The sequence below is a fragment of the Providencia sp. PROV073 genome (assembly GCF_033688125.1).
In the GTDB taxonomy this organism is placed as follows: domain Bacteria; phylum Pseudomonadota; class Gammaproteobacteria; order Enterobacterales; family Enterobacteriaceae; genus Providencia; species Providencia hangzhouensis.
Window position 1 is genome coordinate 472,879 of sequence record NZ_CP096353.1, and the last position, 15,112, is coordinate 487,990.

Annotated in this window: 8 protein-coding genes; 1 reads left to right on the forward strand and 7 read right to left on the reverse strand. The window is 38.9% G+C overall.

Features of this window, described 5'->3' with window-relative positions:
• Nucleotides 1-12: 12 nt before the first annotated feature.
• Genes M1F17_RS02075 through M1F17_RS02105 form a run of 7 tightly spaced genes read right to left on the reverse strand, consistent with a single transcriptional unit; the run spans nucleotide 13 to nucleotide 6,257 of the window.
• Complete coding sequence (locus tag M1F17_RS02075) at nucleotides 13-702, reverse strand: ABC transporter ATP-binding protein (RefSeq protein ID WP_318837207.1); 690 nt, start codon at nucleotides 700-702, stop codon at nucleotides 13-15.
• Entirely contained in the window at nucleotides 656-1,999 is a 1,344-nt protein-coding gene (locus M1F17_RS02080; RefSeq protein WP_318837208.1) for a hypothetical protein, read from the reverse strand. Before M1F17_RS02080 ends, M1F17_RS02075 begins: the two co-directional genes overlap by 47 nt.
• Nucleotides 1,986-2,468 carry a hypothetical protein gene (locus tag M1F17_RS02085; RefSeq protein ID WP_110592522.1) on the reverse strand — a complete coding sequence of 161 codons (483 nt, stop codon included), beginning with the start codon at nucleotides 2,466-2,468 and terminating at the stop codon, nucleotides 1,986-1,988. Before M1F17_RS02085 ends, M1F17_RS02080 begins: the two co-directional genes overlap by 14 nt.
• Nucleotides 2,469-2,471: 3 nt before the next feature.
• Nucleotides 2,472-3,722, reverse strand: a complete 1,251-nt coding sequence (locus M1F17_RS02090) for an HlyD family efflux transporter periplasmic adaptor subunit (RefSeq protein WP_318837209.1) — start codon at nucleotides 3,720-3,722, stop codon at nucleotides 2,472-2,474.
• Nucleotides 3,703-4,929 carry a TolC family protein gene (locus M1F17_RS02095; protein ID WP_112307381.1) on the reverse strand — a complete coding sequence of 409 codons (1,227 nt, stop codon included), beginning with the start codon at nucleotides 4,927-4,929 and terminating at the stop codon, nucleotides 3,703-3,705. The genes M1F17_RS02090 and M1F17_RS02095 overlap by 20 nt, the downstream gene beginning before the upstream one ends.
• 4 nt (nucleotides 4,930-4,933) lie before the next feature.
• Entirely contained in the window at nucleotides 4,934-5,851 is a 918-nt protein-coding gene (locus tag M1F17_RS02100; protein WP_226617268.1) for a hypothetical protein, read from the reverse strand.
• Nucleotides 5,802-6,257, reverse strand: coding sequence for a hypothetical protein (locus M1F17_RS02105; protein ID WP_112307382.1), 456 nt, complete (start codon nucleotides 6,255-6,257; stop codon nucleotides 5,802-5,804). Before M1F17_RS02105 ends, M1F17_RS02100 begins: the two co-directional genes overlap by 50 nt.
• Before the next feature lie 223 nt (nucleotides 6,258-6,480).
• On the opposite strand from M1F17_RS02105, the gene M1F17_RS02110 reads away from it, so the two are divergent.
• A complete protein-coding gene (locus tag M1F17_RS02110) occupies nucleotides 6,481-15,105 on the forward strand; it encodes an Ig-like domain-containing protein (RefSeq protein ID WP_318837210.1) in 8,625 nt (2,874 codons plus the stop codon).
• The last annotated feature ends 7 nt before the right edge of the window (nucleotides 15,106-15,112 follow it).

A 15,112-nucleotide genomic window follows, 5' to 3' on the forward strand; every position in this document is an offset into this window, starting at 1 on the left:
CGTTTTGCTTATTTAGCTTAGGCTAATTTTAGGGATGATAATTTTATTATGGTGTTGTGGCGAATTAATGTGTTTAGCATGACCCGGTGATAATGCAATATGCTTCGTAAAAAATGAGGTTAGTCCTAAGTCGTGAGTAGAAAAGAAAATAATTGATTTATCTAATTCAAACTCTTGCTTCATTAATTGTAAGAATGAGAGTGCATCAGAGGTCGCCATAAATGATGTCGATTCGTCTAAGAATATCATTTCAGGTTGTTTTATCAGAGTCAGAGCGAGCTGTAACTTTTGTTTTTCCCCTGTAGATGCGGCGATATCGGTGATGAGTGTATCGTCTAAGGTTTCCTTACTAATCAGTAAGGATGGGCAACATAATTTGGTAAGGTGAACAATTGTATTGTTATCGAATACACCGTAGAAATTAAAATTATCACGAATGCTGCCATGAATAAATGTTGAAATACCATTATGGTAGGCAATTTTTTCTGTTAAAAAGCATTGGGAAATTTCATCGATACCAATACCATTGATTGTAATATCCCCTGATGAGTATTCTGAAATCCCACATAATGCTTTCATTAGTGATGTCTTTCCTACGCCTGAAATACCAGTAATACCAATAACATCGCCGGGTTTGGCTTCAACATCAAGCTGATTAATAATGGTTTTTACCATTAATGCTAACGCTAAGATTTTTTGCACTAAAATGTTTTATTGAATCTGTTGTTATACCATCTGCTTTGAAATGGATAAGTGGGTTGTTTTTTAACTGATCAATACTGGATTTGATATGAAATAGATGTGTTTTCACCATAAATAAGCGATTAATGGCACTTGTAATTGCACCAGAAAGTCGACTATTAATGATCATCACGGCGATAACAGAAGCCAAGCTTAGACTGCCTTCACCAATAGCCAAATAGCTAGCTACGTACATTACTATCATAGATAAAAACGTATTTACTTTGATAATTTCCATCCAATGGTGATTGGCCTCATTTAGTTTTAATTTTATTTTTTCATCTTCATTAGTTTTTATACTGATGTACTGTTTAAAATGGTTATCTCTGGCAAAACAAAGCTCATGTTTTTTTTGTTCCAATGAGTAGTACATGGCTGATTTTTCATAGTTTAAGGTATTCGCTCGGAGCATATTTTTATAGGAAAGAAAGCGGATGTGTAGGCATAAAAAGATAAGCCCAGCGTAATAGCTCAATAGCAATAATGAATAAAAACCTAACATACCAAAAATGCAAAATGAAAATAAAATGGCTAACCCGACATCATAAATAATTTGAGGCTTAATTTCCCAAACTTGTAAGATTGATGCTTCTGCTGTTCTCACTTTAATTGAGGCACTTTTACAACTAGATTGTTTTAATAAATTAATAAAATAGCGATTAAAAGTACTGATGTTAAGCTTTATTTTTTTTGTGTTCTGTTCATGAATAATGTGTTTAATAAAAAACTCTAAGCCAATAACGACAATGAAAATAAAACTAATATATAAAAGTGAGCTTATAGATTCACTATAAACTAAACGGGAGTTAAAAAGATTTGAATATAAAGGTAATAATAGTGCGAATACAATTAAAGGTAATGACAATAAGCTAGATTTTGGTGTTAACTTAATCAGTGATTTATATATGCTCTCTTCATTGAGTGTGTTTTCACTTGCAGAAAATGAAAATAAATGTTTATTTTCAATTAGTTGTTGTGTTATTGCTATGTCGGTTGTTAGATTAGTTAGCTGGCCTCTATGATTTTTGATGATAATATATTTCCCATCTGCTATCTCCATAATAAAGAGAGCAGGTAGCTTTTTTTCATTAAAATCTGAAATAGAAGTGTATTGATAAGTGAAAAAATCATTATTAATAAATTCATTTATATTATTTAAGATATATTTATTATCATAAGAGAGTGCTGGAGAGGCAAATGGTTCTCCTAATATCTTAAAGTATTGATTAATAACATCATGGAAACTACTTTCTTTCATTTTCTTCACTCTTTAGGAAGCAAGCGTTAACCCCTTGATTATCCTCAATAGGTTTTAAGGCTTTAATGTGTACATTAGGCGTGTTTTTTTTAATTAATACCGTGTTATAGATGGTATAGGTCATTGCTGCGTCAAAAGATATGTTATTTCCATAACTGCAATAAACATCAATAGATTTAACCTTTTTATGATCAATTAGTTTTAAGGTGTCATGGCTAAACATTAACGATGTCATGATGTTATTGCCATTGCCATTGCCATTGCCATTGCCATTTTTATTGTCATTATTACTATCGGTATTTATAGATGAAGACGCTTCAGTATTGTGGTTATCAATTCCTATCAATGCCGCCTTGCCTTTATTTTTTTCAGCAGCCATTGTGCTTGATAACACATTAGCTAAGAGCACAGCCATAAGTAATGTCATGGTTGCAACAGCAGCAGATAATGCAGAAATAAAACCTAACATAAGTCACCAAACGTTAAATGTAATGTTATCGCTAATTAATGCGGTTAAATAATGAAGTACTGAAATCTCTTTACTAGAGATATAGAGCATCACTGGCAAACCGTCATGTTCTGGAAGGAGCTCCGTATTTTGTTCTGGTGTAATTTGTACTGAATAATAGCGTTCTTGGCTGTTCCGCTCCCTGTCACTAAAGGAATCAGCGCTGATTTTTGTAACTTTCCCGTTAATGATTTTTTTAAACCCAGGGGAGTTCACCACAATTTTGGCTGGTAGCTGTGGCGCTATAAAAGGGCGATACTTCGCTAATATTTTACCTTCAATAACCCGCGTACTTTGCTGTTTTTTAATCACCATCACTAAATTTGAGGCTTCAACATACGAACCTTTCTCTAAATCTTTTTCGATACTTAATACAATCCCGTCAGCTGGTGATAACACACTATTCGCTCTTATTTTATTGCGCAGTAATTCCATCTGACCACTGTTTTCTAATTTCTCTTTTTTTAGTCGATTAAGTAGAGTTTCATTTTCTTGTATTTCCCCGATAAGTCGTGCGGTATACTTCTTTTCTTGCAGTGAGATTTCTCGCAATAACCCTTGAGCATTTAATTCACCTGACGCTATTAGCGCGGTGGTGCGGCTGATTTCAGCATTATTATTGAGTTTTTCAATTTCAGGAGCTCTTGCATTTTTTAATAATAAGTCCTTCTTTTTCAGTATGTTAATTTGATTTTCTAGTTCGCTAGACTCTTTAATTTGTGAGATATATTTATCTCGTAAATTACTTATCTCCATGCGTAAGAGAATATGACCATAGAGTTCTCTATAGGCACTTAAAGTTTTACTTTGTAAGCCCTTTGCAAAGAAAAAATATTCAGATTCCGTATTTATGCTTCCATCAAGGATTTTATTTAACAGTTTTTTGTTTTCTTCTAATTCATTGATGCGTTCATTAGCAAAAGTAACGAGGCCGGATAAGGTTTTTTCTTGATGAAAGACATCTAAATTAGTATAGGAAAATAAAACTTGGTCTTTTTCTACCTTATCACCAGTTTTAATAGCGAACTGATTAATAAATCCAGAAGCCGAGCTCACTATTTCTAGTCGATTGGAGACTCCTGAGATAATCCCCTCTCCTGGAGAGGATATTTCTATTTTAGCTAATATAATATAACCGATAAATAATGACGTGATACCTAGAAATATTTTTAATTTTTTAGGTGCCCGGTTCAGTTTATTTAGATAACGTTTCAATTTCAGCTAACTTCCCTGTTAATTGGATATATTCCATTTTGTTTTTCATATCAGCAATCATTAATTCAGCAATGCGCCTTTCCATTGTTAACATATCAAATAGTGTGTTCACCATTTCATAGAAAGAAGATTGTGATATTTCATATTCCCTTTGTTGGCTTTTAATTATTGAGCGCATGGTCTTACGTTGTTCATGTAGCCCTATAAGTTCAGTCGAATTTGAATTAGCGATTAATTTTAAATTTTTAATTTTAGCTGTGGATTCTTTATATTTATAATCAGCTTTTCCTTTTGTTGCTTCATACAGTTTCAGTTGAGATTTTTCATTCAGAACTTTATCAAGGTCAAAGATATTTAATTTAACCTCCATTCCCATATAAGACTCGTTACGACTTCTAACTTGATCAATAAATCGTTCTTCGGCGATAAGATTAACATTTAAGAAGGGATTTTGTTGATAAGCATTTTCTTTCATTGCATCAGCTTGCATACGTAGCAAGTTATATTCGCTATTCTGTTGTGCATTTTCACTATCAATAATAGTTTCTTGTAATTTTTTTAATAGATTTTTTGGAACCGTTACACCTTTAGAAGGAAAGGTAATGCCTGATAAAAGCTCAATATTAGACTTATATTGCTCAATCTCTTTTTCTATATTTTGTAGCTCTGTTTCAATCCTCTGCATCAATAAAGAAGCTTGTTCAACATCACTGTATTTTGCTATGCCACTTTTATAGCGATGAGTAATAAGTTTGAAAATACTTTTAGCATTGCTATTTAAATCAGCTGTTGTTTTTGTTAGCTCATTGAGATAATAAATACCAATTAAGTTGTTAGTTGTCGAGGTGTAAAGTTCTTCTTTTTCCTTGTTTAGTGAAAGTGCTGATATTTTTAATTTTAAATTTTTTTCATTAAACCGGTGACTTAACGTAGTGTCATAGATCAATGAACTGGCAGTAATATTACTGTTAGTGCTGCCATCATGGCTTTTTATTTTTCCTGAAGCGGATATTTTTGGTAGATAATAATAATCTGTTTGTTTTGCTCTGAGGTTTTCAGCTTCTAATTCTAACGCTTTTATTTGAACTGGATTGGAGTTTTTTAATACTCGGCCAATAAATGTTTGGAAGTTTTCTACATCTTGATTGGCTAAGCTACAAGTTGGTAGTGATAATGTTAATAACAAACCTAAGGTGATAGGACGCATGTGCTTACTCCATTGATAATAAAGTTAATAGTTTTTTTCTGCTCTCAATGGTATTTTCTTTTAGCCATTGTGTAGTTTGATCTATTTTTAATATTTCTTCTGAAATTTTTTCATTCTGATTGTTTTTGTTTATTTTTTCTTCTAATAAGTAGACGGCTAATTTTCTTTTCCAGTCATCGTCAGCTTCTTTTATTGATTGTAAAACCTCTAAGTGCTCTTGTGCTGTGGAGGATAAAGCCAGAAGATGTGAGGAAATATCAGTTGCTAGCTCATTGTTTTCGGTCACGGAAATCATTTTTTGCGCTATATTGATATTCACTTTCTGTAATGTGTTCAGGGTTTCTTGAATATGATTAAGTTCTTCTGAGTAGTTTGCAGATTGTTGTTGAGTTTTTTTATTTTCTTTTTGGTAAAAGAAATGAAAGAAATTCAAACTCACTAACAGTAAAACTGAAATAGAAACCCCAAGAATAGAGGTTAAGAATGCAAAGGACATTGAATTAAGTGCCATTGAGATAGATGAGATCATGGCGTTCATTTTTTCTGAGACATCACCTTCTCCTCCAAGTGATGCTGATATTGCGGTGATCATCCCTGTTAATCCAATAAATGTTCCTATTAATCCTAATGACACAGTAACGGATGCAGATAATTTCGTTTGGTTTGAGAGTAATGTATAGTTGCTTTTTTTATTTTTATTAAATAATCGATGAAATAAAAATATAACTAAAGGATAAATATAAATCCCAATCATGGTGTAGCTGATTTCAGGGGCAAGTAATAGACATTGCTGAACCATTTCACGTACCGATTGTAATAAAAAACAAGCGAGAAACGTTGCGGCATAAAAAAATAATCCAAGATAATACATGTTATTTGTAATCCCAATAAATGCATGAGTTCCAACCTGGGCAATATTCACTTGTTCCTTGTTTTAGAACAATTTCTTTATTAATTCCCAGACTCTTAATTAGTGATGCCATATAAAGAAGGTTGTAGGTGTTTTTTTCTTTACTGTGGCTGATTTTATCATTGATGTAACCACTGATAATAACTTTATTACTTTTGTTTTTAACTATTTCTTGTTTGATTAAAGAGGTTTCATTGCTTGATAAATGAATTCCACCTTTAAAATAAAGACGTTTATTTGGGATATCTATTTGTATTTTTTCAAATTTTAATTGTCCATAATTAATATGGGTTTCTGCAGTTTTCATTCCACTGAAAATAAACACCATAGAAACTAAAATAATTATACATAGTGTTCCACTTAACCCATCAACCATTGGGGCTAGTTCTTCATCAGAGTTATCATCATTTTCTTCCATATCTAATTCTTTTATTTTAGAAACAATTTTATTAATTCAGGATTATATTATAATCGCTATTGAAATGAACTCACTGGAATTGGAGCTCAAAAAAAAAGATTGTCAGACCACATTATCTTAAATGACGTTTTATTTTTAATTAAATGGATATAATCGGTTTCATTAACGGCAGCTTATGGGTATATAGCTGATAACCCCATTTATTAATATAATGATATAGAACATGACAGATAAAACTATCACAGATAAATTAAAAAGCATAGAAATCCAAAAGTTTAAAGTTCAAGGGCTTGATTTAATTGTAACTAAGCCAGATGGTTCTATTGAGAACATTAAAAATGGGCTGTCTGAAGTTATTTTAGGAAATATGACATTATTGACTGAGCAGGGCGAGATTCTTTCACAAGATGAAATTCTATCATCAATAACATTAAATGTCGGTGCTGATGCTATTTATATCAAAGAGCAATTGACGAGTGACATCATTGAATATACGGATAGCCAAGCCTCAAAAAAGAATAATGAGCAAATTGAAGGTGAGGAACAGCAATATGATAACCGACAAGACGATGAACAAAGTTTCAGTGAAAAACTGGCGGAGTTAAATCAAAAAAACCAACAATTAGAAAAGGCGCTTCAGACCTTGTCTTCTGAGAAAGATGAAAAAGAGGTATTACTAAGTTCGTCATTAACAAAGCTCACAGAAGCGAAAAACCAGCTAAATCAAAAAAATAAAGCAGAGAAAGCACAAGTCGAAGACAGCAACTTAACCTTTCCTTCACCATCTGCACCCGTTGTTATGCCAATAAGTTCTTCATCACCCTCTCAGACTGCAAATAAACCATTAGCACCTTCCCAGATAGCTAAACCTATAACACAGGTTTTTATTCAAGGAAAATTAAGCGAAGAATCCGACTCAGGGAAAAGGGGGGATAATATTACGAATATTAATACACCAATATTTACTGGGGTTATCTCTCCTGATAGTCAGGGTTATCTAACGATTAATGATAACAAATATTCGGTCACAGTGGATAAAGATGGAAAGTGGTCATTAAAAATCACTGAGCCGTTAGAAGATAAAGTATATGAATATTCATTAGTTGCTTTTTCCGGTGAAGGTAAGCCTGTGACGGTGAATGGCCAATTTGAAGTCGACACTCAGCTTGATAATCTCTCTGTTAGCCTTGATGGGCATTCGGATACCGAAACGTCGGCGGAGAGACTAACTAACAAGCAAGTTCCTACTTTTATAGGGAAAGCTGAAGCTGGTAGTACGGTAACGCTAACGATTGCAGGACAAACATTATCGGCAATTGCTGATGATAAAGGTACGTGGCGAATAACAGTCGAGAAACCATTGGCCGATGGAGTATCAAACTTCCAAATCACTGCCGTGGATCCTGCTGGTAACCAAAAAATCATCACTGAGAGCGTTACTATCAAAACATCAAAACCAGATGCTAGTGTACTGCTTGATAACTCAACGGTTTTTTTGACCAGCAAAGTAAAGCCAACGCTTACGGGAAAAACAGATTCGAATTCCAATGTCATCGTTAAGGTAGCTGGAAAAGAGTACTTCACTAAGGCGAATGAACAGGGTGATTGGTCACTCACTATTAGTGATAACTTAGCTGATGGCTCACATATATTAAATGTTAAGGTAACAGATAGCGTAGGAAATCAGGGTGTTTTTATCCAAAGCCTGATAGTCGACACGACACTACCGGCTGCGACCGCGACGCTCACCGAAAGCAGCGATTCCGGCGCCAAAGGGGACAATCTTACGCAACACCAAGCAGTCACTTTGGAAGGGATAACCAAACCGCAATCGGCGGTGGTGATCCAGTTTGCGGGGCAGGAGTACAGCACCCTTGCCGATAAAGACGGGCAGTGGCAAGTGGCATTACCCGCAGTCAATCAAGACGGTGAGTATGATTATCAAGTGAGTGTGACCGATACCGTCGGAAATATCGGGATGTCCAACGGGCAGTTTATTGTCGATACTCAGGTGGATAGCCTATCGGTCCACCTTGATGTGCCGTCGGATAGTGGCAACATTGGCGACCATATCACTCAAGAGTCGCGTCCGCATTTTTCAGGTAAGGCGGAAGCGGGGAGCCGTGTCGAGTTGACGATTGGCGGACAACACGTGGTCACGACAGCGGATAGCCATGGGGCTTGGTCGGTGGTGACACAAAATGTATTCGCCGACGGCACCTATGATTATACGGTGAAAGCCACGGATATGGCAGGCAATAGCACCGTGGTTACAGAGTCCGTGCAGATAAAAACCACATTGCAACCGACGACGTTACAACTCAATAACCAGTCTGATTTGATGACTAACCAACCGCTCCCGACATTATCTGGGCAATCCGAGCCCCACGCGACGATACAGGTTTCACTGAGTGGGGAAATTTACTCAACGGTGGCCGATGCACAGGGCGCTTGGTCGATTATGGTCACCTCGCCGCTCGCGTCGGGAAGCCACTCGCTCAAGGTGCAGGTCACCGATATTGCTGGAAATAGCGAGAAAATCAGCGAGACGGTATGGGTCGACACGACGCTACCGGCTGCGACTGCGAAGCTCACCGAAAGCAGCGATTCCGGCGCCAAAGGGGACAATCTTACGCAACACCAAGCAGTCACTTTGGAAGGGATAACCAAACCGCAATCGGCGGTGGTGATCCAGTTTGCGGGGCAGGAGTACAGCACCCTTGCCGATAAAGACGGGCAGTGGCAAGTGGCATTACCCGCAGTCAATCAAGACGGTGAGTATGATTATCAAGTGAGTGTGACCGATACTGTCGGAAATATCGGGATGTCCAAGGGGCAATTCACTGTGGATACTCAGGTGGATAGCCTAGCGGTCCACCTTGATACACTGTCTGATAGTGGCAAGGTTGGCGACCATATCACTCAAGAGTCGCGTCCGCATTTTTCAGGCAAGGCGGAAGCGGGGAGCCGTGTCGAGTTGACGATTGACGGGCAACACGTGGTCACGACAGCGGATAGCCATGGGGCTTGGTCGGTGGTGACACAAAATGTATTCGCCGACGGCACCTATGATTATACGGTGAAAGCCACGGATATGGCAGGCAATAGCACCGTGGTTACAGAGTCCGTGCAGATAAAAACCACATTGCAACCCACGACGTTACAACTCAATAACCAGTCTGATTTGATGACTAACCAACCGCTCCCGACATTATCCGGACAATCCGAGCCCAACGCGACGATACAGGTTTCACTGAGTGGGGAAATTTACTCAACGGTGGCCGATGCACAGGGCGCTTGGTCGATTATGGTCACCTCGCCGCTCGCGTCGGGAAGCCACTCGCTCAAGGTGCAGGTCACCGATATTGCGGGAAATAGCGAGAAAATCAGCGAGACGGTATGGGTCGACACGACGCTACCGGCTGCGACTGCGAAGCTCACCGAAAGCAGCGATTCCGGCGCCAAAGGGGACAATCTTACGCAACACCAAGCAGTCACTTTGGAAGGGATAACCAAACCGCAATCGGCGGTGGTGATCCAGTTTGCGGGGCAGGAGTACAGCACCCTTGCCGATAAAGACGGGCAGTGGCAAGTGGCATTACCCGCAGTCAATCAAGACGGTGAGTATGATTATCAAGTGAGTGTGACCGATACTGTCGGAAATATCGGGATGTCCAAGGGGCAATTCACTGTGGATACTCAGGTGGATAGCCTAGCGGTCCACCTTGATACACTGTCTGATAGTGGCAAGGTTGGCGACCATATCACTCAAGAGTCGCGTCCGCATTTTTCAGGCAAGGCGGAAGCGGGGAGCCGTGTCGAGTTGACGATTGACGGACAACACGTGGTCACGACAGCGGATAGCCATGGGGCTTGGTCGGTGGTGACACAAAATGTATTCGCCGACGGCACCTATGATTATACGGTGAAAGCCACGGATATGGCAGGCAATAGCACCGTGGTTACAGAGTCCGTGCAGATAAAAACCACATTGCAACCGACGACGTTACAACTCAATAACCAGTCTGATTTGATGACTAACCAACCGCTCCCGACATTATCTGGGCAATCCGAGCCCCACGCGACGATACAGGTTTCACTGAGTGGGGAAATTTACTCAACGGTGGCCGATGCACAGGGCGCTTGGTCGATTATGGTCACCTCGCCGCTCGCGTCGGGAAGCCACTCGCTCAAGGTGCAGGTCACCGATATTGCGGGAAATAGCGAGAAAATCAGCGAGACGGTATGGGTCGACACGACGCTACCGGCTGCGACTGCGAAGCTCACCGAAAGCAGCGACTCCGGTGCCAAAGGGGACAATCTTACGCAGCACCAAGCGGTCACACTGGAAGGAATAACCAAACCGCAATCGGCGGTAGTGATCCAGTTTGCGGGGCAGGAGTACAGCACCCTTGCTGATAAAGACGGGCAGTGGCAAGTGGCATTACCCGCAGTAAGTCAAGACGGTGAGTATGATTATCAAGTGAGTGTGACCGATACTGTCGGAAATATCGGGACGTCCAACGGGCAGTTTATTGTCGATAGCAATATCACGCTGACTGCACACTTAGACCCAGCGAGCCAAGACAATTCGAATGCGTTGATAACCTACTCAAAACGGCCACAAATTAGTGGAGAAGCAGATCCCGAAAGTAAAATTACCGCTGAGTTTAAAGGACAAATTAAAACGGTTTACGCCGATAGCCAAGGAAAATGGTCTCTGATTTTTGATGTTGATGCGAATGAAGGCAAGGATAATCACTACAAGGTCATCGCAGAGGACGCTGCTGGTAACAAAGAGACAATTAGTCAGAGTTTTACATACCTGCCCTCATCAGTAGGATCTGGAGACATTCACCCCCCGACTCTAACCGCCACATTAGATGCTGCTTATGATAGTGGAAAGCAAGGTGACTATATCACTAATATTAAAGCGCCTAAATTTACTGGGAACGCCACGGTGGGGGCTAAAGTTAGATTGACCATCGGGAATGAAAGTTTCTCTACATTGGCAGATAAAGTCACTGGAAATTGGGAAATCCAAGTTAAAGAGCTCACTGAAGGGAACTGCCAGTATCTTGTGACGGCGGAACACCCAATAAATGGGCAAACAAAGGATATTACTGGGAATATTTTTATAGATACTACTGCTCCTGTACCCACAATTGAACTAAGTACAGAGACAGATACAGGAACTAAAGGAAACTTTATTACTGCACATCGTAAACCTGTATTTACAGGAAAAGGTGAGCCGAGGAGTGAAATCACTCTGGAACTAAATAATGAGTCGGTTTCGACAGTTGTTGATAACAACGGTTTCTGGAGTTTATCTTTACCTAATGAATTACCAAAAGATTTTATTGGTGATTATAAAGTTACCGTTACGGATACGGCAAATAATCAATTTGAAACAATAGACACACTGACGATTAATTCGAGTAAACCGGAGATTATCGATGCTGCTCTGGCTTCACCTTGGAAGAGAGGTTATCATCATGGTGATAAATCAACCAATGATTTAGAGGCAACTTTTACAGGAAAAGTAACCCCTGGTTCAAGTTTACAATTTAAGTTTAGACTGAGTAAGAAGGATGAGCATATTTTCTCCATCTCAGACATTGATAAAAATGGAAATTGGTCTTTTAGCTTACCGCCAGGTTTTCTTAAAGTGGATCGCCGTTATGACCTTGATAATTTGGTATTAATTGCAACGTCTCCAGCTGGGTTGACGACAGAAAAGGTGATTGAAGAAAAAGGGATTCAAATAAAGGATTGCGTTTTAAATGTGGCATTTCAAGTTGCGGCAGAGTCGAGTAGCACTGGGGAAGTTGATAACTCACTAAGCTCAAGTCGTTCTCCAAAGTTACAGGGAAAGATTTCAGGGGCATCGGATAGAGATGAGCTTACAGGAACCATTTTTATTGGTGGAAAAACTTATTCAATAGCTTTTGGTAAAAGCAGAAGCTCATGGAATTTCAAAGTCCCCGACGATGTCCAATTACCATTGGGGGAAGTCCCTTATACCCTCAAATTTAAAGATGTTTATGGTTCGGTAAGGGAAGTATCTTCTTCTGTATTTATCAGTGATTTCAAGTTTTACCTTGACCCAGATACAGATTCTGGCCAAATCGGTAACCACTATACCAATCATAAAAAACCCGTTTATAAAGGCAAAATAACAGCCGGTGGCACGATCTCAGCCAAAGTAAATGGTAATAGTTATCCTATTCAAGCCAATGATCAGGGAGAGTGGTGTTTCGAAGTACCGATTAAAGGGGATGGCGCTTACCATATTAGTTTTATCCAAGACGATGGTACAGTTTCAGTTGGGCAAACAACACTTAATATCCTCACTAAGGCACCCATATTTAATCATTTTCAGGTTGCTGAGGAGCAACTTCATGCGGGTACACAAGTTGCGAATGTAACCAATCCTAAATTGGTTTTCACTTATAATGGAAATATGGATTATTACTTGATAAACGTGAATGGAAAAACGACTCGACATAATAAGCTAAAAACTAAATATAATGGCTCTAAAACAGTTTTTGCTAATGAGCTGGCATTACCTGACGGCGAGCATGTGGCAAAAATAACTGCATTTGATATCGCGGGTAATAAAACTGAGCATGAAGTAATTATTAAAGTGCTCAGTGATGAATCCGGTAAGACTGCCCCAAGTATTGAATTTGGTGTGAATGATAAACAATTAATTTCTGAGAAAGATGGCAAATTACTTTTCAACCAAAATGATTTAACACTCACGGGGACTACAAGCGTCGCAAGCCTAGTTACCATCAAAGACATAAATGGAAAAATACTTGGTACGACAAAGGCAAATAATCAGGGGAGTTGGCAGCTGAAATTACCCAGTGATGTTGTTCCTGTAGGTATTAAGGATGGTGAAAAAATTCAATTATCGGTTACGGCAAAGGATTTAGCTAATCGTGAAACGCAGTTTGAGTTTGATTTGGTATATGACATTACCCCACCAGTATTGAATGCGGTATTAGACGAACAATCATCAAATGGCGGCACTATTCATGTTAATCAACCAACATTTAATGGAACAACCAAAGTCAATTCGGAAGTACGCTTGACGATCAATGGAAATATTTATCACACGACTGCGGATCACGATGGTAACTGGCAAATTAAACTATCTGATAAAGAGGCCCTTGCTGAGGGAACTTACTCGTATGAAATCGAAGCTCAAGACATTTTTGGCCAAATTAGTCTACAACCTATCTCAGGCAATTTTACAGTAAAAACCATTGCTGTGGCGACCGGAGGGTTAATGTCAGACTCAGATTCGGGTATTCAAGACGATAATTGTACAAATATAAATAAGCCTATATTTACTGGGATAACTGAACCGAATGCGACAATCCGATTAGTTTTCGATAATAAAATTGCCTCAACATTTGAAACTATCGCTAATGAAAAAGGGGAGTGGTCTATTCACGTTGATACTGAGTTAAGTGAAGGTCTTCATGATTATGTCATTTTTGCGATTGATAATATTAAAGGTATTAAAGGACAAGTTTCTGGGCAATTGGTTATTGATACATTAGCACCTGACTACCTTATTGGTGGTGTGGTGGATCCTATAGACTCCAGCACTAAACAGAATATTTTAACCAGTATGACGAGGCCGACTTTTGCTGGGATTGCAGAGCCTAGCACTTATTTGGAAATCACAGTTGGTCAAGAGATCTACACGAATATCCTTGTTGATAAACAAGGGGAGTGGAGCTTTACGTTAACAGAACCACTAATCGATGGGACACATGATTATCATATAAGGGTAACTGACATTGCGGGGAACTTAGGGACAGACAATTTAACCGGAAAAATTACTGTTGATACTCAAGCGCCAGAAATTTTAGGGGGGCTAAATAACACCACTGACTCAAGCCACAAGGGCGATAATATAACGAATATCAATAAGCCAAAATTTAGTGGGGTGACAGAGGCTGAGGCAGTTATTGCGCTTGAAATTGACGGTAAAATCTATCAAGGGGTGGCGGATGAAAAAGGAAAATGGGCGATATCTGTTACTGATGCCTTGATTGATAAAACCTATGATTATCGTATTGAAGTTAAAGATGCCGTGGGAAATAGGCAGGCGCTTACAGGGCAAATGACGATTGATACTAAAGCCCCTGAGCTTGTTGGTCACTTAGATGTTATGACTGACTCTGGCGAAAAAGGCGATGATATAACTAATATTAATACGCCAAAATTCAGTGGGACAACGGAGCCAGACACTCAGGTATTTTTAACCATTGATAATCATACCTATGAACAAAAAGCGAATAAACTGGGTCAATGGGAAATATCGGTATTGAACCCATTAGCTGAAGGTGTGCATGACTATGAAATTAATGCATATGACAAAGCGGGTAATCAGGCACAGCAATCAGGAAAGGTGACTATTGATACCAAAGCCCCTGAGCTTGTTAGTGGCTTAGATATTATGACTGACTCTGGTGAAAAAGGCGATGATATAACCAATGTAAATACGCCAAAATTCAGTGGGACAACGGAGCCAGACACTCATGTATTTTTAACCATTGATAATCATACCTATGAACAAAAAGCGAATAAACTGGGTCAATGGGAAATATCGGTATTGAACCCATTAGCTGAAGGTGTGCATGACTATGAAGTTAATGTATATGATCAGGCAGGAAATCAGGCACAGGTTAAAGGTAATCTTACTATTTATTCCGATTTGCCCGATGCAACTGTAACGCCAATAGATAATACAGGCGGTACTCAGGTGGATATCCCGCCAATAGATACCTTAGCGCTTCCATCTGATATCGAGGAACACTATTTTTAATTAAATA